This is a genomic window from Lutaonella thermophila (assembly GCF_055387725.1).
Genome location: NZ_AP043783.1, coordinates 1870197 through 1889540 on the forward strand (window position 1 = coordinate 1870197; position 19344 = coordinate 1889540).

18 protein-coding genes are annotated in these 19344 nt (G+C 33.7%); 10 read left to right on the forward strand and 8 right to left on the reverse strand.

Annotated elements, in window-relative coordinates; all coding sequences use genetic code 11:
• The first annotated feature begins 51 nt into the window (after positions 1-51).
• From prfB to ACZ5CF_RS08775, 3 genes are all read left to right on the forward strand, one after another.
• A protein-coding gene (prfB, locus tag ACZ5CF_RS08765; protein WP_464578921.1) for a peptide chain release factor 2 occupies positions 52-1153 on the forward strand; the annotation gives its coding sequence in 2 pieces (ribosomal slippage) (positions 52-114 and positions 116-1153; 1101 coding nt in all).
• Between the two features lie 12 nt (positions 1154-1165).
• Positions 1166-1507, forward strand: coding sequence for an arsenate reductase (glutaredoxin) (gene arsC / locus ACZ5CF_RS08770; RefSeq protein WP_464578923.1), 342 nt, complete (start codon positions 1166-1168; stop codon positions 1505-1507).
• Between the two features lie 92 nt (positions 1508-1599).
• Positions 1600-4071 carry a TonB-dependent receptor gene (locus ACZ5CF_RS08775; protein ID WP_464578924.1) on the forward strand — a complete coding sequence of 824 codons (2472 nt, stop codon included), beginning with the start codon at positions 1600-1602 and terminating at the stop codon, positions 4069-4071.
• Positions 4072-4121: 50 nt separating this feature from the next.
• On the opposite strand, the gene ACZ5CF_RS08780 is transcribed toward ACZ5CF_RS08775, so the two are convergent.
• The gene (locus ACZ5CF_RS08780; RefSeq protein ID WP_464580861.1) at positions 4122-4325 is read right to left on the reverse strand and encodes a hypothetical protein; all 204 of its coding nucleotides are present in this window, start codon (positions 4323-4325) and stop codon (positions 4122-4124) included.
• A gap of 154 nt (positions 4326-4479) precedes the next feature.
• Between ACZ5CF_RS08780 and fumC the strand changes: the two genes are divergently transcribed.
• Together fumC and hutI are read left to right on the forward strand one after the other, a co-directional pair.
• Positions 4480-5877 (forward strand): class II fumarate hydratase, encoded by a 1398-nt coding sequence (gene fumC / locus ACZ5CF_RS08785; RefSeq protein ID WP_464578925.1) that lies wholly within the window; start codon positions 4480-4482, stop codon positions 5875-5877.
• Between the two features lie 92 nt (positions 5878-5969).
• Positions 5970-7208: an imidazolonepropionase gene (gene hutI, locus ACZ5CF_RS08790; protein WP_464578927.1), complete on the forward strand. Its 1239-nt coding sequence runs from the start codon at positions 5970-5972 to the stop codon at positions 7206-7208.
• Positions 7209-7257: 49 nt separating this feature from the next.
• On the opposite strand, the gene ACZ5CF_RS08795 is transcribed toward hutI, so the two are convergent.
• A complete protein-coding gene (locus tag ACZ5CF_RS08795) occupies positions 7258-8145 on the reverse strand; it encodes a hypothetical protein (protein ID WP_464578928.1) in 888 nt (295 codons plus the stop codon).
• Positions 8146-8279: 134 nt separating this feature from the next.
• Between ACZ5CF_RS08795 and ACZ5CF_RS08800 the strand changes: the two genes are divergently transcribed.
• On the forward strand, positions 8280-9323 hold the full coding sequence (locus tag ACZ5CF_RS08800; RefSeq protein WP_464578929.1) for a formimidoylglutamase: 1044 nt from the start codon (positions 8280-8282) through the stop codon (positions 9321-9323).
• Positions 9313-9789, forward strand: a complete 477-nt coding sequence (locus tag ACZ5CF_RS08805) for a GNAT family N-acetyltransferase (RefSeq protein WP_464578930.1) — start codon at positions 9313-9315, stop codon at positions 9787-9789. The genes ACZ5CF_RS08800 and ACZ5CF_RS08805 overlap by 11 nt, the downstream gene beginning before the upstream one ends.
• On the opposite strand, the gene ACZ5CF_RS08810 is transcribed toward ACZ5CF_RS08805, so the two are convergent.
• Positions 9786-11975, reverse strand: a complete 2190-nt coding sequence (locus ACZ5CF_RS08810; RefSeq protein WP_464578931.1) for a tetratricopeptide repeat-containing hybrid sensor histidine kinase/response regulator — start codon at positions 11973-11975, stop codon at positions 9786-9788. The two genes, ACZ5CF_RS08805 and ACZ5CF_RS08810, sit on opposite strands and share 4 nt — an antisense overlap.
• A gap of 103 nt (positions 11976-12078) precedes the next feature.
• Here ACZ5CF_RS08810 and ACZ5CF_RS08815 point away from each other — a divergent pair, with 103 nt between their 5' ends.
• The gene (locus tag ACZ5CF_RS08815; RefSeq protein ID WP_464578933.1) at positions 12079-12822 is read left to right on the forward strand and encodes an MBL fold metallo-hydrolase; all 744 of its coding nucleotides are present in this window, start codon (positions 12079-12081) and stop codon (positions 12820-12822) included.
• 31 nt (positions 12823-12853) lie between these two features.
• Here the strand turns inward: ACZ5CF_RS08815 and ettA are convergent, their stop codons facing one another.
• The 5 genes from ettA to ACZ5CF_RS08840 form a co-directional block, all read right to left on the reverse strand.
• Complete coding sequence (ettA, locus tag ACZ5CF_RS08820) at positions 12854-14545, reverse strand: energy-dependent translational throttle protein EttA (RefSeq protein ID WP_464578935.1); 1692 nt, start codon at positions 14543-14545, stop codon at positions 12854-12856.
• A gap of 1 nt (position 14546) precedes the next feature.
• Positions 14547-14723: a CAL67264 family membrane protein gene (locus ACZ5CF_RS08825; RefSeq protein WP_464578937.1), complete on the reverse strand. Its 177-nt coding sequence runs from the start codon at positions 14721-14723 to the stop codon at positions 14547-14549.
• 140 nt (positions 14724-14863) lie between these two features.
• Complete coding sequence (locus tag ACZ5CF_RS08830; RefSeq protein ID WP_464578939.1) at positions 14864-15583, reverse strand: pirin family protein; 720 nt, start codon at positions 15581-15583, stop codon at positions 14864-14866.
• A 28-nt stretch (positions 15584-15611) separates the two neighbouring features.
• Complete coding sequence (locus ACZ5CF_RS08835) at positions 15612-16058, reverse strand: MarR family winged helix-turn-helix transcriptional regulator (protein ID WP_464578940.1); 447 nt, start codon at positions 16056-16058, stop codon at positions 15612-15614.
• 2 nt (positions 16059-16060) lie between these two features.
• A complete protein-coding gene (locus ACZ5CF_RS08840) occupies positions 16061-16591 on the reverse strand; it encodes an NADPH-dependent FMN reductase (protein WP_464578941.1) in 531 nt (176 codons plus the stop codon).
• Between the two features lie 126 nt (positions 16592-16717).
• On the opposite strand from ACZ5CF_RS08840, the gene ACZ5CF_RS08845 reads away from it, so the two are divergent.
• Complete coding sequence (locus ACZ5CF_RS08845) at positions 16718-18346, forward strand: acyl-CoA carboxylase subunit beta (protein WP_464578942.1); 1629 nt, start codon at positions 16718-16720, stop codon at positions 18344-18346.
• Positions 18347-18417: 71 nt separating this feature from the next.
• Complete coding sequence (locus ACZ5CF_RS08850; protein ID WP_464578943.1) at positions 18418-19272, forward strand: phospholipase D-like domain-containing protein; 855 nt, start codon at positions 18418-18420, stop codon at positions 19270-19272.
• Positions 19273-19344 lie beyond the last annotated feature (72 nt).

A 19344-nucleotide genomic window follows, 5' to 3' on the forward strand; every position in this document is an offset into this window, starting at 1 on the left:
AATTGTTTTTACTGGCTTTATTAAATCCTATTTTTGCCAAAAATAGACACTATGGTTACAGCAGACCAAGTAAAAGATCTTATTGAACGCCTGGGTGCGTTAAGGAGGTATCTTTGACATAGATGCCAAACTTATAGAAATACAAAACGAAGAAGAAAAAACCTTTGCACCAAACTTCTGGGATAATCCTAAAGAAGCCGAAGTAATCATGCAAACCCTAAAAGGCAAAAAAAAGTGGGTTGAAGATTATGAATTGGCTAAATCTTTAGTGGCAGACCTCGAAGTACTTTACGATTTCTACAAAGAAGGTGAAGCGTCTTTAGAAGATGTGCAAGCACATTACAATAAGGCCCTTACGCAAATAGAAGACCTTGAGTTTAAAAATATGCTTTCTGATGAAGGTGATAATATGAGTGCTGTATTACAAATTACAGCCGGAGCCGGTGGTACAGAAAGTTGCGATTGGGCGTCTATGCTTATGCGCATGTATTTAATGTGGGCAGAAAAACAAGGGTTTAAAGTAAAAGAGCTTAACTTTCAGGAAGGCGATGTTGCCGGAGTAAAAACCGTTACTTTAGAGATTAATGGAGAGTATGCATTTGGATATTTAAAAGGAGAAAATGGTGTGCACAGACTTGTTAGAATTTCTCCTTTTGATAGCAATGCAAAACGTCATACCTCGTTTGCATCGGTGTATGTATACCCATTAGTAGATGATAGTATTGAGATAGAAATAAACCCTGCAGATATAGAAATAACTACTGCTCGTTCTAGTGGTGCCGGCGGACAGAATGTAAATAAAGTAGAGACTAAAGTTCAGTTATACCACAAACCAACCGGTATACAAATTTCTTGTTCAGAAACACGTTCTCAACACGATAACAGAGAACGTGCCTTACAAATGCTAAAATCACAACTTTACGAAATAGAACTAAAAAAACGTAGAGAGCAACGAGATGAAATTGAAGCCGGAAAAATGAAAATTGAGTGGGGTAGCCAAATAAGAAATTATGTAATGCACCCTTACAAGCTTGTAAAAGATGTTAGAACAGCTTATGAAACTGCCGATGTAGATGGCGTTATGAACGGAAATATTGATGCCTTTTTAAAAGCATATTTAATGATGATGGGCCAAAAAGAAAACAACCTATAAAAAATTACAATCATGATCACAATATATCACAATCCACGCTGCAGAAAATCCAGAGAAGGGTTAGAAATACTTGAAAACTCAGGAAAAGATTTTACCGTTGTTAAATATTTAGATACTCCTTTAAATGAAGCTGAATTAAAATCTATTTTAAACAAGCTTAATATTAAGCCAATAGATTTAGTTAGAAAAAACGAAACCATCTGGAAAGAAGAATATAAAAACAAAACGCTTTCTGATGCAGAAATTATTAACGCAATGGTTAAACACCCAAAGCTCATAGAGCGCCCCATAGTTGTTAATAATGATAAGGCTGTTGTTGGTAGACCTCCCGAAACAATTAAGAATATCTTGTAAGTATTTTAACAATCATTTAACTAAAGCCCGTTAAACCCCAAGTTATTTTTGTGGTCTAACACATAGTAACCACAACATAACCTTATACATTAATGAGAACTTTACATGTTGTTGTATTGCTGTTGGTAACAGTTTTTACAACGTATGCCCAGAGACCAAACTTTGCTAATGTTAAAAAAATTACACTTACCGGAAAAGTAGTAGATAAGGCAACCAACGAGCCTTTACCATATGCTACAATTACATTACAGCACACGCAAAGAGAACGACTACTAACAGGTGGAATTACAAACGAAGAGGGAGAATTTGAAATAGAAGCTATCCCCGGTGTGTATAATATTAAAGTAGAATATATATCATACAATCCCATTGTTATATCGTCTAGAAGGCTTACAAGTAGTGCCGATTTAGGAACTTTCTCTTTAGAGATAGATGTGGCTGCTTTAGATGAAGTAGAAGTTATTGCCGAAAAATCTACAGTAGAGATTAGACTAGATAAAAAAGTTTTTAATGTTGGAAAAGACATTACTTCGTTAGGAGGCTCTGCTACCGATGTGCTAGATAACGTTCCCTCTGTTTCTGTAGATGTAGAAGGTAACATATCGTTACGTGGTAACGATAACGTTAGAATATTAATTAATGGTAGGCCATCTGCCCTTGTTGGATTAAACGGTACCGATGCATTGCGTCAGCTTCCGGCAGAAGCAATAGAGAAAGTAGAAGTAATCACATCGCCATCAGCTCGTTATGATGCCGAAGGTACTGCAGGAATCTTAAACATTATTTTAAGAAACAATAAACTAAGTGGCATTAATGGCTCTATTAACACCAATTTTGGTTACCCAAACAGAGCCGGTGCTAATTTGAATCTTAATTTCAGAACAGAAAAGGTTAACTTTTTTACCAATACAGGCTACTCATACAGAGAGGGTCCAGGAAACTCTTTTAACGATACAGAATACTTAAATGGCGATGCTCCAAGTACATTTACCATAGAGGATAGAGAGTTTGACAGAATTAGAAAAGGACTAAATACAAGTTTTGGTGTAGAGTACTTTATAAATAAAAGTTCATCGTTAATTGCAAGTGTTTTGTACAGATCCGGCGATAACGAAAACACAGCAACTAACAATATTTTTAATTACGACAGTAACAGAACGCTTACCAGCCAAACAAGACGTATAGATCCGGAAGTTGAAGAAGACAAAACTCTTCAGTTTTCAGTTAACTATATTAAAAACTTTAAAAACGATGCAAAGCTAACTATAGATTTTCAGCACGAAGATAGCTCTGAAGAAGAACGCTCGTTTATTACTAACTCATCTATTTTTCCTACCGAAGAAATAATTGCACAAGAAACTGTTACAACTATTGATGATGAACGCAGAATATTACTGCAAAGTGATTATGTGTTGCCTATTGGCGAAAACGCGCAATTTGAAGCTGGTTACAGAGGTAATTTTGTAGATTTAACTACAGATTATGAAGTAACTATTGCCAACGATGAAGGAGTTTTTGAAATAGACACAAATCTGAGTAATGTTTTAAATTACAGAGAATATGTTAATGCTTTTTATACCCAGTACGGTAATAAAATTGGAAAGTTTTCGTACTTGCTGGGGTTAAGAATGGAGCACTCTAACATTACAATAAATCAAATTACATCGGGTGATTTTGCTCGTAAAAACTATACTAACCTATTCCCTACTGTAAACTTAACATACGAGTTTAGTGATACAGAAAGTATCTCTTTAGGATATAACAGACGTATTAGGCGTCCACGTTCACGCTTTATAAATCCGTTTCCTTCTCGTTCAAGTATAAGTAACATTTTTCAAGGAAATCCGGACATAGATCCAAGCTATTCTAACGGTATTGATTTAGGGTATTTAAAGCGTTGGAAAAAATTTACCTTAAATGGTTCTGTTTATTATCAAAAAGAAACGCAATCTTTTACATTTATTACAGACGAGACAAACGAAACTGCTGTAATAAGTGAAAATCCTTTAGTTGAAGTTCCTGTGCTTAGACGTTTTCCAATAAACCTTTCTAAAAATAACCGATATGGATTTGAGTTTACCCTATCGTATAACCCAAGCAGAAAGCTACGTTTAAATGGTAACTTTAATTTGTTTCACAACCAAGTTAGAGGAACTTACGAAGACATAAGTTTTGATGCAGATAACACCAGCTGGTTTGCACGTTTTAATAGTGTGTATGTGCTGCCGGGTAAAATTAATTGGCAAACCAGATTGTTTTACCGTGGACCATTTGAAAATGCCCAAAGCAAGAGTAAAGGAATTTTATCTACAGATTTAGGCTTTAGTAAAGATTTATTTAGCGAAAAGGCTACAATTGCTTTTAACATAAGTGATTTGTTTAACAGCAGAAAACGCCGTACAGACTCTTTCACGCCAAATACTATTAACTATAGTGAGTTTCAATGGCGTGTAAGAAGCTACAATGTAACATTTGTATATAGATTTAATCAAAAGAAAAACGAAAGACAGCGTAATAGACAACGCATAAACGGAGATGATGACTTTGAGTTTGAAGGAACATAAAATTACGCCTCAGAATAAAACAAAAAAAGAAGCCAAATTGGCTTCTTTTTTTATGCTTCTCTTTTAGCGCGCTTAGCTTCTCTTTTTTCTTTTATAAGCTCCATAATAGAGCCTCCCACCCAATAAGGAATTACAAAAGTGAGTAAGAAAATCATTAACCAAAAACCAATGGTTAAAATGGTTAAAAATGCTAAGAAGCCAAGATACTGATCAAATTCAAACATAATTCCGGAATTTTCTGAATTCGTGTTCAAAGATACCACATAAGTTTTAAATATGTAAAGCTTCCTTAATTTTTTATATATAATTAGTCTTATACAGCAATCAAAAAAATAAAAACAACTAACAATCTGCCTGAAAATTAGTAGTAAAAGCTGTAAATTTGCGCTCAAAATAAAACCAACATTCATGGAATACAGAATAGAAAAAGATACAATGGGCGAGGTTAAAGTACCTGCCGATAAGTATTGGGGAGCTCAAACAGAACGTTCAAGAAACAACTTTAAAATAGGCGCTCCGGCTTCTATGCCACTAGAAATTGTTTATGGTTTTGCTTATTTAAAAAAAGCTGCAGCGTACACTAATTGCGAGCTTGGAGTTTTACCGGTTGAAAAAAGAAACCTTATAGCTCAGGTATGCGATGAAATTTTAGAGGGTAAGCACGACAACCAATTTCCGTTAGTAGTATGGCAAACCGGAAGTGGTACCCAAACAAACATGAATGTTAATGAGGTGATTGCCAACAGAGCACATGAGCTTGCCGGTAACACTATTGGAGAAGGAGAAAAAACCTTGCAACCAAACGATGATGTAAACAAATCGCAATCATCTAACGATACCTTTCCTACAGCAATGCATATTGCTGTTTATAAAAAAATAGTAGAAGTTACTATACCTGGCATTAAGCAGCTTAGAGATACACTTCAAAAAAAATCTGAAGCCTTTAAAAATGTAGTTAAAATTGGTCGTACGCACCTAATGGATGCTACGCCATTAACACTAGGGCAAGAGTTTTCAGGCTATGTTTCGCAATTAGACCATGGTTTAAAAGCTTTAGAAAACACCTTACCCCACCTATCTGAGTTGGCTTTAGGTGGTACAGCTGTTGGAACCGGAATTAATACGCCAAAAGGATACGCTAACCGTGTAGCAGAATACATTGCAGAGTTTACCGGATTACCATTTGTAAGTGCTCAAAATAAGTTTGAAGCATTAGCTGCACACGATGCATTAGTAGAAACCCATGGCGCACTTAAGCAACTTGCAGTATCATTAAATAAAATAGCTAACGATATTAGAATGATGGCTTCTGGACCACGTTCCGGTATTAGCGAAATCATTATTCCTGCCAACGAGCCGGGTAGCTCTATTATGCCGGGCAAAGTGAACCCTACCCAATGTGAAGCTCTTACCATGGTATGCGCTCAAGTTATGGGTAATGATGTTGCCATGACAATTGGTGGTACGCAAGGTCATTATGAGCTTAATGTATTTAAACCAATGATGGCTTACAATGCATTACTTTCTGCCCAATTACTTGGCGATGCATGCGTAAGTTTTGATGTAAATTGTGCGCAAGGAATAGAGCCAAATCATACCAGAATTAAAGAGCTTTTAAACAATTCGTTAATGTTGGTTACGGCACTTAACACAAAAATAGGATACTATAAAGCAGCAGAGATTGCCAATGCAGCACACCAAAATGGTACTACATTAAAAGAAGAAGCTATCAGACTTGGTTATGTAACAGAACAAGAGTTTGATGAGTGGGTTAGACCAGAAGATATGGTTGGCGAAATGAAATAGTAAATTGCAATTAAATAACAATGCCTCTCTATGTTGGAGAGGCTTTTTTTTGCCCGTAATTTATACTTACTTTTATCCTTAAAATATACGTTGTGAAAACACTTTTTACGAATATAAAACAGCTTGTTCAGGTTAGAGATAAAAATGTAGATAAGGTTTCCGGTAAAAATATGGGAACGTTACCCATTATAGAAAACGCTTATTTACTTGTTGAAAATGATATAATTGTAGATTATGGCAATATGGCTCCTACTCTACAAGTAGAAGCAGACACAGTTATTGATGCTTCTAATAGAATTGTTATGCCAACATGGTGTGATAGTCATACTCATATTGTTTATGCCGGTACAAGAGAAGCAGAATTTGTTGACCGAATTAAAGGATTAACATACGAAGAAATAGCAAAACGTGGTGGCGGCATTTTAAATTCTGCAAAACGACTGCAAGAAACCCCAGAAGATATTATTTACAAAGAGTCAGAACAAAGATTACAAGAGGTAATTAAACTAGGAACCGGAGCAATAGAAATTAAAAGTGGCTACGGACTAACACCTGACGCCGAACTTAAAATGCTTCGTGTAATTAAAAAGCTAAAAGAAAATTACTCCTTACCTATAAAAGCTACTTTTTTAGGAGCTCATGCGGTTCCGGCCCACTACAAAAACAATAAAGCAGCTTACATAGATGAGATTATAAACAAAATGCTTCCGGAGGTTGTAACCAATAATTTGGCAGAATATATTGATGTGTTTTGCGAAGAAGGATATTTTTCTGTAGAAGACACAAAAAAGATTTTAGCAGCTGCAACTCAAAAAGGCCTAATTCCTAAAATACATGTAAACCAATTTAATGCTATTGGAGGTGTTCAGGTTGGTATAGATTTTAATGCGCTTTCTGTAGATCATTTAGAGGTTGTTAGAGATCAAGATATTGAAGCTTTGCAAAATAGCAATACAATGCCTGTTGCACTGCCTTCTTGTTCATTTTTTCTTGGCATCCCATACACTCCCGGAAGAAAAATTATAGATGCCGGATTACCTTTAGCACTGGCAACAGATTATAATCCGGGTTCTACACCAAGCGGAAACATGAATTTTGTGGTAAGCACAGCTTGCATTAAAATGAAACTTACCCCAGAAGAAGCTATAAATGCTGCCACCATAAATGCAGCCTATGCGATGGGTATTAGTAATACACACGGAAGCATTACGAAAGGAAAAAAAGCTAATTTAATAGTAACCAAACCCATTTCTAGTTACAACTTTATACCATATGCCTTTGGGAACTCTCAAGTAGATATGGTTTTTATTAATGGTGCTTTATTCTCATAAAAAAAGCGCCTTATGCAAGGCGCTTTTATAATATTTAGGCTTTTTTATTTTACTTTAAAGTAAACTTAGATGTACCTAATAATCTTAAGTTATCATCATATAAGTTTACAGTATAATTTCCTTTTGCAAATTCATCGCCTGGCTTGTTAATGTAATCACAAACATCTAACGATTTATTCTCATAGAAGAAGTTAGTTGCTTTACTGTAGTTAATTGCAGTACCTTCTTCGTTAGTAACAGTTGTATTCTCTCCAAGAACTCTTCCGGTAGGATCTAACACTTCTATAAAGAATTGACGATCACCAGACTTAGAAATTTTGTTATCTGCAACTGTAAAGCATACTTTAAATTTATCTGCACGTCTTGCTCTGCTTGTAGACACTAATTTTCCGCTAGAACGCTCTCTTACAGCATCTACATTAATTTTAGATAAGCTTAATGCAGATCCTAACTCTACTACTTTGGCTAATTCTGTATTCTGTACTAAAAGAGAATCGTTATAAGAAACTTGCTCCTCTAACAATACCATTGTACTGTCTCTTTGCATGGCAAGCATAGAGTTAGAACGCTTTAATGAATCCATTTGTGCCATTAACATTTCGCGTTCTTTTTTAAGAATGTTTACCTGACGTCTGTATTTCCAAAGTGCAGAAATATCTGCTTTCATGGTTTTTACAGAGTCTATATACAACGCAATTCTATCGCGAGCTTCTACTAATTCTTGATTGGTTGCGTTGCTCTCTTCAATAGCTTTATCGTACTCAGACTTAAGACTATTTAAATCTTCAACTACTAATTGCTTTTCTTCTAAAAGCTTAGCAGTTGTGTTTTTCTTGTCTTGATACAAGCTAATAGTATAAATTAAAGTGGCTACAAGAACTACCCCAAGTAATCCTGCCAAAACCTTTAATCCGTTGTTGTTTTTGTTATCAGTCATAACTGTAAATTTTTAAAAATTTTCTTTTTTTAAACTTGTTTTGTGATGTATATACGATTGTATTGGCTATTTAGATTTTTAAAACTACATTTATTTTCTGGAAATCGTGTAAAAAAATTATAAATACTGTATTAATGACCTCTAAGTTAAAGCTCCTCACACTCAAAAAAATAAGTCCTTTTATACACCACAGAAAAGGAGAAACTAAATTTGGAGAAAAAGTAGTTACGTTTACAGATACAGCACCTTTGCATGAGCAACTTGAACAAACCGAAGCTAAATTTATAGTTTTAGGTATTGCTGAAGACATTGGTGTTCAGGCTAACTATGGTACCCCAGGAACAAAAAATGCATGGCAAGTTGCCTTACCGGCATTGTTAAATGTACAATACAATAAATACAATAAAGCCAAGAAAGTAGCAATTTTAGGCTATTTAGATTTTTCGGAAGAGTATGCTCTTTTAGAAAACACTTTATTAGATGAAGCCCCTAACGTAACCAAACTGAGAAAAATTGTTAGTGAAATAGATAAAGAAGTTACTCACCTTGTAACCAATATTGTAAAAGCAGGAAAAATACCTATTGTTATTGGTGGTGGGCATAATAATGCTTATGGATTATTAAAAGGTTGTAGTCTGGCTTTAAACAAAGCTGTTAATGCTATTAATTTTGATGCTCATTCAGATTTTAGGGCTTTAGAGGGAAGGCATAGCGGTAATGGTTTTTCGTATGCTTTTAATGAAGGCTTTTTAAACAAATATTACATGTTTGGACTGCATTATAATTATACCTCTAAATCTCTTTTTAAGGAGTTTAAAAATCTCTCAGATAAAATAGCATATACCTGTTTTGAAGATATTGATCTACTTTCTTCAGACAGTTTTGAAACTGAGCTACAACGAGGATTAAATTTTGTAGCCAACAGGCCGTTTGGTATAGAAATAGATTGTGATGCTATAGCCAATATTCCGTCTAGTGCTGTAAGCCCAAGTGGGTTTACTGTTAACCAGGCTAGAAAATTTGTAGCACAGTGTAGCGCACAACACAATGCAGTGTATTTACACATTTGTGAAGCAGCACCAAATTTAGATAACAGACTAGAAAAACAATTGGTTGGTAAATTAATTGCTTATTTAATAACAGATTTTATTAGATATTATAATGATAATGAAGTGTAATACTACAGAGATAGTTTCTTATAAATCTGAGTACGCTACTTATTTTTATGAGTTAAATATAGAGTGGTTAGAAACGTATTTTTATGTAGAATCTTTTGATAAAGAAGTTTTAAGTAACCCTGAAAAGTATATAACTAATAAAGGAGGTCATATATTTTTTGCAAAGCAAAACAATAACGTTTTAGGTACAGTTGCCTTAATGCCAACACAAAAAAAAGCAATATTTGAGCTTACCAAAATGGCAGTTTCTCCTAGTGCTAGGGGTAAAAAAATTGGTCAGCAATTAATGCAATTTTGTATAGACTTTGCCAAAAAGCAAAACTACAAAGCGCTTATACTTTACTCTAACACCAAATTAGAAAACGCTATACATATTTACAGAAAGTACGGTTTTAAAGAAATTCCGGTAGAAGCTAATAGTCCTTATAAAAGAAGCAATATAAAAATGAAGTTAATGTTGGATTAGCTATTAACAGAAACCGTTGTTTTTAAGTGCTTATATATAATTTGAAAGAATTCTTTTTCATCATATGGTTTAACAACCACATCGTTAATTCCGGATTCTTTTGTTTTGGTAAGTACTTCAGAGAATTCTACAGCAGTTAATGCAATAATTGGTATGGCATCATTAAATTCTCTAATGGTTTTAGATGCCTGGTAGCCATCCATTTTAGGCATGTTTAAATCCATTAAAATTAAATTAAACTCTTGCTGTTGGGCTAAGTTAACGCCCTCTTCTCCATTATTCGCTATTGAAACTAAAAAGCCTTCTTTTTCTAATATTTTTTTAGTTACAATTTGGTTAATTCTATTGTCTTCTACCACTAAAATGTGCTGCTTATTGAATGCCGGGTTTTTAGAAGTTTCTTGGGGTTTAACCATCGGATTCTTATCAATATCAAAAACAATAGAAAAACTGAATTTAGCACCTTCTCCTTCTTGACTTTCTAAATAAATTTTACTGTTAAATTTCTCTATTAATTTCTGAACTATAGATAAGCCCAATCCGGTGCCTTGGTACTCTCCTTCTTTTCTGTTAAGCTGTGTAAAACTCTCAAAAATCTTACACTGCATTTCTATTGGTATACCAACACCATCATCTTTTACAACAAAAAGAATTTCTACCTCGTTATCTCCTATTTTATTAGTATGTAGCGTAAGCCATACATTACCGTTTTCTGTAAATTTAACAGCATTACCAACAAGGTTAATTAAAATTTGAGAAAGCCTAACAGGGTCTCCTAACAAAATTTGTGGAATACTATCATCTACGGCGATATGAATTTTATTGTTGTTTCGTTTTAATTGATGTTTAAAAGAAAGTTTAATGTTATTTAAAAGTTCTCTTACATTAAAACTAACGTGTTGTAATTTAACTTTATTAGATTCTATCTTGCTAAGTTGTAATACATCGTTAATTAAATTGATTAAATAATCTCCCGAAAACTTTAAAGAAGTAAGGTGCTCTTTTGAAGATTGGCTGATATTTTTATCGTCTAGTAAAATATTTGTAATTCCAACAATACCATATAAAGGGGTTCTGAGCTCATGACTAATAGTAGATAAAAACTTAGTTTTTACCTCTGCTAAGGCTTTAGCTTTTTGGGTGGCAAGTTGTAGTCTTTCGTTGCGGTTTTTTAGAGCCTTTGTTAGTCGGCTTCTAGATTCTTGATTTTTATAAAGTACTATAACTAATATTAATAATACCGCTACTACAAAGGTTGCTAAATACGCAAATTGCTTTGTTTTTTGTGTAATCTTCTCTGATAACTCATTAGCTTCTTTGGCAATTGCAAGTTCTCTTTTATACTCTTCTGCACTAAATTTTACATTTGCAAGGGTAGCTTCTTTAATTTTTTCTTGCTCATAGCTCATTTCTGTTAAGCTATCGTAAACAATAAAATTATCTAATGCTTCTTTATGCCTGTTGGTTTTTTTTTGAAGCATTGATAAATTGTAATATACATTAGATAAGTCTCTATAAAATTTAGTGGTATCACCAATTTTTAAAGCATTTAAATAGTGTTGCTCTGCAAGTTTAAAATTATTAATGCCTTCGTAATAAGCACCTAACAAATATTCAATTTGAATTTTTGCCGATACATCTCCTTTTTTCTCAATAAACCTCTTTGCTTTTTGTAAATACGGTAATGCTTTGTTGTATTCTTTATTATCTACATGAGTCCAACCAATGTTTAAAACCGGAGTTAACATATCGGCTGTATCATTAAGCTCTTTTGCATACTTATACGATAGTTGGTAATGCTCTATTGCTTTATGACTATGCTTTTTGTTGTAAGAATATAAATTAGCTAAGTTGTTATATGCACCGGCTAACAAGGCCTTGTTATCTGTTTTAAGGGCATGATATAATGCCTTATTATAGTTACTCCTTGCAGCTGCTGTATCATATACCATTTCGTTGTTTTGAGCAACAATGTTATAGCCTTTAGAAATGTAATACTGATTGTCTAATTTTTTTGCAGCAGTAATAAGCTTATTGGCAGTTTCTATAGATAGCCTATAGTTATACTCATCTAAATAAGCATACGCTTTAGTAGATAAACTATCTAAATACTCTTTTTTTTGGGCGTTAGCTATCCCAAAAATCATTACAAAAATTACATGTAAAATAATGCTTTTTCTGAGCATAAAATTAATTATGGTTCGATTTGGGCTTGGCATCAAACTTAAAAAAATATGTTTGTTTTTAAAAAACATTTTTAAACGCTAACTTTAAGCAAAACATTACATTATGAAACCTTTTCTTTTTACTTTACTACTATTAGTTAGCATTAATGCAAATTCTCAAGTTACAGATACCGATACTATTAACGACATAACAATACATCCTATTGTACACGGTACCTTAGTTTTATCATATAAAGAGCATATAATATATGTAGATCCCTACGGTGGTGCAGAAAAATTCTCTTCAATACCCAATCCTACAATGGTATTAATCACAGATATTCACGGTGATCATTTAAATATTAAAACCTTAAGTGGCTTACAAACAAACCAGGCCGTTTTTGTTGTACCCGAAGCCGTTGCTAACAAATTACCCGATAGCTTACCAAGAGCTAAAACAATAATTTTAAATAATGGTACTACAACAAAAGTAAATGGTATTAGCATAGAAGCTATCCCGATGTATAACCTGCCTGAAGATGAAACATCCAGACACCCTAAAGGCAGAGGCAACGGTTATGTGCTTACAATAAACAACACAAAAATTTATATAAGCGGAGATACAGAAGATATACCAGAAATGCGAGCACTTAAAGATATTGATGTTGCTTTTATTTGTATGAATTTACCTTTTACAATGACCGAAGAGCAAGCTGCAAGCGCAGTTTTAGACTTTAAACCAAAAGTTGTGTATCCGTATCATTACAGAGGTAGACCCAACATGAGCGACACTCAAAAGTTTAAAACATTAGTAGAAAGTAAAAATTCTAACATTGAAGTTAGACTAAAAGATTGGTATAAAAAGTAAAAAGCTCCGGAATACTCCGGAGCTTTTAATTTTATCGTGTTAGCTTTTTGTATTTAATTCGTTTTGGCATTATATCTGCCCCTAAACGTTTTTTCTTGTTTTCTTCGTACTCACTAAACGAACCTTCAAAGAAATATACCTGAGAATCTCCTTCGAAAGCCAAAATATGCGTACAAATTCTATCTAAAAACCATCGGTCGTGACTTATAACAACTGCACATCCGGCAAAATTTTCAAGCCCTTCTTCTAAAGCACGTAAAGTATTTACATCTAAATCATTTGTAGGCTCATCTAACAACAACACGTTACCTTCTTCTTTAAGTGTCATTGCTAAATGCAAACGGTTTCTTTCTCCTCCGGATAATAACTTTACCTTTTTATTTTGCTCGCTTCCGCTAAAGTTAAATCGGCTTAAGTAAGCTCTAGAGTTAACGGTACGGCCACCCATTAAAATTTGCTCTTGCCCATCACTAAAGTTTTCCCAAATGGTTTTCTCAGGATCTATGTTAGAGTGGGTTTGATCTACATAGGCAATCTTAACGGTGTCTCCAACTATAAATTCGCCTTTATCAGGCTTTTCTTCGCCCATAATCATCTTAAAAATTGTGGTTTTACCGGCTCCATTCGGACCAATAACTCCAACAATTCCTGCTTGTGGCAGTTTAAAGTTTAAATCTTCATACAGAAGCTTATCGCCATAAGCCATACTAACTCCTTTAGCTTCAATTACATTTGTACCTAAACGAGGTCCATTAGGAATATAAATTTCTAATTTTTCATCTAGTTGTTTTTGATCTTGACTTAAAAGTTTGTCATAGTTTTTTAAACGTGCCTTTTGTTTAGCTTGACGTCCCTTTGGGGCCATTCTAACCCACTCTAATTCTCGTTCTAATGTTTTTTGGCGTTTGCTGGCTTGTTTTTGTTCTTGAGCTAAACGTTTAGCTTTTTGGTCTAACCAAGAAGAGTAATTACCTTTCCATGGAATACCTTCACCTCTATCTAACTCTAAAATCCATCCTGCTACGTTATCTAAAAAATAACGATCGTGTGTTACGGCTATAACTGTTCCTTTGTATTGAGCTAAATGGTGCTCTAACCAATGTACAGACTCTGCATCCAGATGGTTGGTAGGCTCGTCTAATAACAACACGTCTGGTTCTTGTAATAGCAATCTACATAATGCTACTCTTCTGCGCTCTCCTCCAGAGAGTACACCAATTTTTTTATCGGGCTCCGGAGTTCGTAAAGCATCCATTGCAATTTCTAACTTGGTATCTAACTCCCACGCGTTAGAAGCATCTATTTTATCTTGTAATGCTGCCTGCTTATCCATTAGCTTCTGCATCTTATCCGGATCTTCATAAACTTCAGGCAAAGCAAACATATCGTTTATTTTGTTGTACTCATCTAAAATAGCAACGGTCTCTGCTACTCCTTCTTTAACAACTTCAAGAACGGTTTTATTATCGTCTAACTTTGGCTCTTGTTCTAAATAACCTACTGTATATCCGGGAGCAAAAACAACATCTCCTTGATAGTTTTTATCTACCCCTGCTATTATTTTTAATAAGGTAGATTTACCAGAACCATTGAGTCCTAAGATTCCTATTTTAGCTCCGTAAAAAAAGCTTAAATAAATATCCTTTAAAACCGGAGTGTTTGCACCTTGAAATGTTTTGGTAACTCCGGACATTGAAAAAATTACCTTCTTATCATCGCTCATCTTACACTCTACCTTTTAATGCGTTAAATACCCATGCAATTGCAAAAAAACCTACTCCTACAGCTCCGAATCCGTACCCTGCTACTTCATCATATCTGAATGCACCTAAAGCTATTAATGCTATTCCAACAATAATCATTATGGTAGTAGCCCATGCTAAAACCGTATTCTTATTCATTGCCATAATTGTATATAATTTTGTGGTTAGTAATAATTTAAGGCTTGCTCAGGTTGTTTAAAGTAAACAAAAAGCAAGCCTACAAATATCGTATTTTTAATGTAAATACCTGTTGTATAACACTTATTAGCGTATTAAATCTATGCCATAGGCACTTCAATAAGTAATAACTCACTGTCTGTTAGTGCAGTAATGTTAAATTCGTTAGTGCTTTCAATACCAATGGCGTCTCTACTTTCTAATTGGTGCTCTGCAATAGAAACTTTACCATTAATAACCATAGCGTAAACTCCGTTATTTTTATATTTAAGCGAGTATGTTGCTGATCTGTTTTCACTTAAATCTATGCGAGATATTACAGCTTCTTGATGAATTTTTAAGCTCTCAGAAGCTATATCATTTGTAGATGCAACAAGGGTTTGAAAGTTGTTTTTTCTGTTGTTTTCAGAAAACGACTTTTGGTCGTATCGTGGTTTTACATCTTTTGTGTTAGGTATAATCCAAATCTGAAATAAGCTTAAGTACTCGTTAGGAGAACCATTAATTTCTGAATGAACAATTCCAGTACCGGCAGACATTACTTGTACTTCGCCGGGTTTAACTTCTTGCCACTCATTATGCATAGAGTCTTTATGCTTTAAAACTCCTTTTAAAGGTACTGTTATAATTTCCATATTATCGTGCGGATGCATTCCAAATCCCATGCTGGGGGCAATTAAATCGTCATTTAAAACCCGTAAAGCGCCAAACTGCATTCTGTCGGGATTGTAATAATTTGCAAAACTAAAAGAGTAGTTGGCCTGTAACCATCCGTGGTTTGCAAATCCTCTTGTATTGGCTTTATAAATTGTTGTTTTCATAATAATCTGTTTTTAAAGTAAAAATTTTTTAGCCCCTAAGCTTGTCTAGTAAATCACTAAGTTTTTGAGCTTCGTTTTCTGTAATATGTTGTAATAATGTGTTGTTAAAAGTTTCTAAATCTGCTATCTGTTTTAAAAGACTAATACCTTGCGGTGTTATGGCGGTTTTAACCACTCTCCTATCTGTTTCACAGGGTATACGCTTTATTAAATTTTTAGCGCAAAGCTTATCCATTAGCCTTGTTGTGTTAGGAGATTTTTCTACCATTCTATCTTTAATTGTTTGTATTTTGAGTGGTTTTTTAGCGCCTTTTAAAATTCGTAATATATTGTACTGCTGTGGTGATATTCCGTATTTTTTAAAAAATATATTTTGATGATAGCTTAACCAGTTTGCTGTATAAATTATGTTAAGCAAGGCTTTAACTTTAGCATTGGGAAATTTAGAGTTGAGATCTTTAGATAAATCAGCCATTATTAAATATTTTCAGAAAAAATTGTTACTGCTTCATTTAACTGTTGCTCTAACTGCGTGTTAGTTATACCATCATCATTAAAATTATCTTGAAAAAAAGGTAGCGAGAAAGTAGCTACAATGTTAGCTCCCATTCTTGGGAATCTATCACTTGCAATTGCTAAAACTGAAGCCCCTCCTCTTCCTCCGGGAGAAGTAGCCATTAAAAGCATAGGTTTTTGCTGCCATAATTTCCCGTCTATTCTAGAAACCCAATCAAAAATATTTTTAAATGCCGTACTGTAAGCCCCGTTATGTTCTGCCAGAGAAACTACAATTCCACTACTCTGTGTAATTAAATTGTAAAAATCTTTAGCTTTATCGGGGATACCACTAGCCTTTTCTAAATCAATACTATAAATAGGAAGCTCAAAATCATTTAAATCAATAATATCTAGTTCAACATTGTTTAACTTTTTAGCAGTATAAATAGCTAATTTTTTATTGATAGATTCTTTGCTATTGCTGCCTCCAAAAACTAATATTCTCTTCATAATGCTTTTGTTTTGATGCAAATATACACAAAAATATTTACCATGGTAAATATTACCGTGTTAAATATATGTTAGCGTTTTTATCTGATAAACAACTTTTGTACTTTAGTGCCAAACTTGACACATATGGATTTAAACTTCAATAAAAACGAAGATCATAATAAATTACTTGTCTCAGATTTAAAGAGAAAATTAGCTAAAGTAGAGCTTGGAGGTGGAAAAAAAAGAATAGAAAAACATCACGCTAAAGGAAAATTAACCGCCAGAGAGCGTATAGATTATTTGTTAGATAAGAATGCCGAGAGTATAGAAATTGGGGCGTTAGCAGGAGACGGCATGTACCAAGAGCACGGAGGGTGTCCATCTGGTGGCGTTGTTGTAAAAATTGGCTACATAAAAGGCAAACAATGTATAGTTGTTGCAAATGATGCAACTGTAAAAGCTGGTGCTTGGTTTCCTATAACCGGTAAAAAAAATCTTAGAGCACAAGAGATTGCCATAGAAAACAAAATTCCTATAATTTATTTAGTAGATAGTGCCGGTGTTTACTTGCCAATGCAAGACGAGATTTTTCCGGATAAAGAACATTTTGGTAGAATTTTTAGAAACAATGCCGTTATGAGCAGTATGGGTATTACCCAAATTGCTGCTGTAATGGGAAGTTGTGTGGCAGGAGGTGCCTACTTACCTATAATGAGCGATGAAGCTCTTATTGTAGATAAAACAGGAAGTATTTTCTTAGCCGGAAGCTATCTGGTTAAAGCTGCTATTGGTGAAAACATTGATAATGAAACGTTAGGTGGTGCTACAACTCATTGTGAAATATCCGGGGTTACAGATTACAAAGCTAAAGATGATAAAGATGCTTTAGACACCATTAAGAATATTGTTGATAAAATTGGTGATTTTGATAAAGCAGGATTTAACAGAGCTAAACCGACTAAACCAAAAGATAACCCGGCCGACATTTATGGTATTCTTCCTAAATCTAGAACAGAACAGTACGATATGTACGAAATTATTAAACGCTTAGTAGATAACTCTGAGTTTGAAGAATACAAAGCAGGTTATGGTAAAACCATAATAACAGCCTACGCTCGTATAGATGGCTGGGCAGTTGGTATTGTAGCAAATCAGCGTAAAGTGGTAAAAAACAAAAAAGGCGAGATGCAATTTGGAGGGGTTATTTACTCTGATGCGGCAGATAAAGCTACCCGATTTATTGCCAATTGTAACCAAAAGAAAATTCCTCTGGTGTTTTTACAAGATGTAACCGGATTTATGGTTGGAAGTAAAAGCGAACATGGCGGAATTATAAAAGACGGGGCTAAAATGGTAAATGCCGTTAGTAACTCTGTTGTCCCAAAATTTACTGTTATTGTAGGCAATAGTTATGGCGCAGGAAATTATGCTATGTGTGGTAAGGCATACGACCCCCGACTAATTGTTGCTTGGCCAAGTGCAGAGCTTGCTGTAATGAGTGGTAATAGTGCTGCCAAGGTTTTATTACAAATAGAAACAGCATCATTAAAAGCTAAAGGAGAAGAAATTACCAAAGAAAAAGAGGAAGAGCTCTACAACAAAATAAAATCTCGATACGATGCCCAAGTTTCACCATATTATGCTGCAGCAAGATTATGGACCGATGCAATTATTGATCCGTTAGAAACAAGAAAATGGATTTCTATGGGTATTGAAGCTGCAGACCATGCCCCCATAGAGAAAAAGTTTAATTTAGGGGTGTTACAGGTATAAACAAACTTTTTAATAATTAACCTTGATAATCATAGTTTATTAATTTGTTAATTAAAAACTAAACTTTACCAATGAAAACATTATCTCCTTATCAATTTATAAGTGAGCTTCTTGATTTAATTATTGAATCCAAAACAAAACTAGTTTTTATATCTCCTTATGTTGACTTTAATTATTGTGAAAGAATTAAAGTTGAAATTTTAAATGCTATCCGAAGAGGAGTTAAAATTGACTTTTACATAAGATTGGATAATGAAAACTTCAAAAGTTGGGAACAAATCGAAGAATTAGGGCTAAAGCCAAAGCTTGTAAAAAATCTTAACACCAAATTATATTTCAATGAAAAGTTAGGTATTGCAACACCTGTAAATTTGTTGTCAAGTTTTAACTCAAATCTAATAGAGTTTGGTGTAATTTATAATACCGAACAAGAATTAGCTGAATTAGAAAAATTTGTACAAAAGCATTTAGATTCAAGTATTATTTACAACAAACCTTATAAGGAAGATATTTATTTAGCAAAGGAAAAATTCACTGAAATTCTTTCAAGTTTTTTGAAAGACAAATTTAATATACGTTATGTAAATCCAAGATGGCAAAATGGAGCTATAGAATTTAATGTTAAAAGTTTCTATTACTTAAACGTCAATAAAGATTGTAACACAGTTTGCGTAAGCGGAATAGCTACTAAATCAGAATTACAAAAATTCAATAAATTACATAAAATATTTAGGTTTAAAGAGGTTTATATTAATGAAAGTCTAAATAGAGTTTATGCCAAATCTGATTTTATGGTTTCAAATATTGATTTGAATTCCATTTCTATTACAGAGAAAAAGAAACTTATTGAATTTATAGGAAAGTTTATAGAGGATTTGACCGAATACAAAAATCAATGTAGAAAGTTTTTAATTAGCAATGTATAACTACCAACAATCATTTCTAATTCGAATACAAACTAATCTATTCATCATATTCTACTTTGTATTAAATAGTGA

Bases quoted from the DNA above. Each gene is read 5' to 3' on its own strand.
- ACZ5CF_RS08775 (WP_464578924.1), top strand. From the start codon at position 1,600: ATGAGAACTTTACATGTTGTTGTATTGCTGTTGGTAACAGTTTTTACA.
- ACZ5CF_RS08835 (WP_464578940.1), bottom strand. From the start codon at position 16,058: ATGGCTGATTTATCTAAAGATCTCAACTCTAAATTTCCCAATGCTAAA.
- ACZ5CF_RS08800 (WP_464578929.1), top strand. From the start codon at position 8,280: ATGACCTCTAAGTTAAAGCTCCTCACACTCAAAAAAATAAGTCCTTTT.
- ACZ5CF_RS08810 (WP_464578931.1), bottom strand. From the start codon at position 11,975: ATGCTCAGAAAAAGCATTATTTTACATGTAATTTTTGTAATGATTTTT.
- ACZ5CF_RS08845 (WP_464578942.1), top strand. From the start codon at position 16,718: ATGGATTTAAACTTCAATAAAAACGAAGATCATAATAAATTACTTGTC.
- ACZ5CF_RS08850 (WP_464578943.1), top strand. From the start codon at position 18,418: ATGAAAACATTATCTCCTTATCAATTTATAAGTGAGCTTCTTGATTTA.
- ACZ5CF_RS08830 (WP_464578939.1), bottom strand. From the start codon at position 15,583: ATGAAAACAACAATTTATAAAGCCAATACAAGAGGATTTGCAAACCAC.
- fumC (WP_464578925.1), top strand. From the start codon at position 4,480: ATGGAATACAGAATAGAAAAAGATACAATGGGCGAGGTTAAAGTACCT.
- ACZ5CF_RS08815 (WP_464578933.1), top strand. From the start codon at position 12,079: ATGAAACCTTTTCTTTTTACTTTACTACTATTAGTTAGCATTAATGCA.
- arsC (WP_464578923.1), top strand. From the start codon at position 1,166: ATGATCACAATATATCACAATCCACGCTGCAGAAAATCCAGAGAAGGG.
- ACZ5CF_RS08805 (WP_464578930.1), top strand. From the start codon at position 9,313: ATGAAGTGTAATACTACAGAGATAGTTTCTTATAAATCTGAGTACGCT.
- ACZ5CF_RS08795 (WP_464578928.1), bottom strand. From the start codon at position 8,145: ATGACTGATAACAAAAACAACAACGGATTAAAGGTTTTGGCAGGATTA.
- ACZ5CF_RS08825 (WP_464578937.1), bottom strand. From the start codon at position 14,723: ATGAATAAGAATACGGTTTTAGCATGGGCTACTACCATAATGATTATT.
- ettA (WP_464578935.1), bottom strand. From the start codon at position 14,545: ATGAGCGATGATAAGAAGGTAATTTTTTCAATGTCCGGAGTTACCAAA.
- ACZ5CF_RS08840 (WP_464578941.1), bottom strand. From the start codon at position 16,591: ATGAAGAGAATATTAGTTTTTGGAGGCAGCAATAGCAAAGAATCTATC.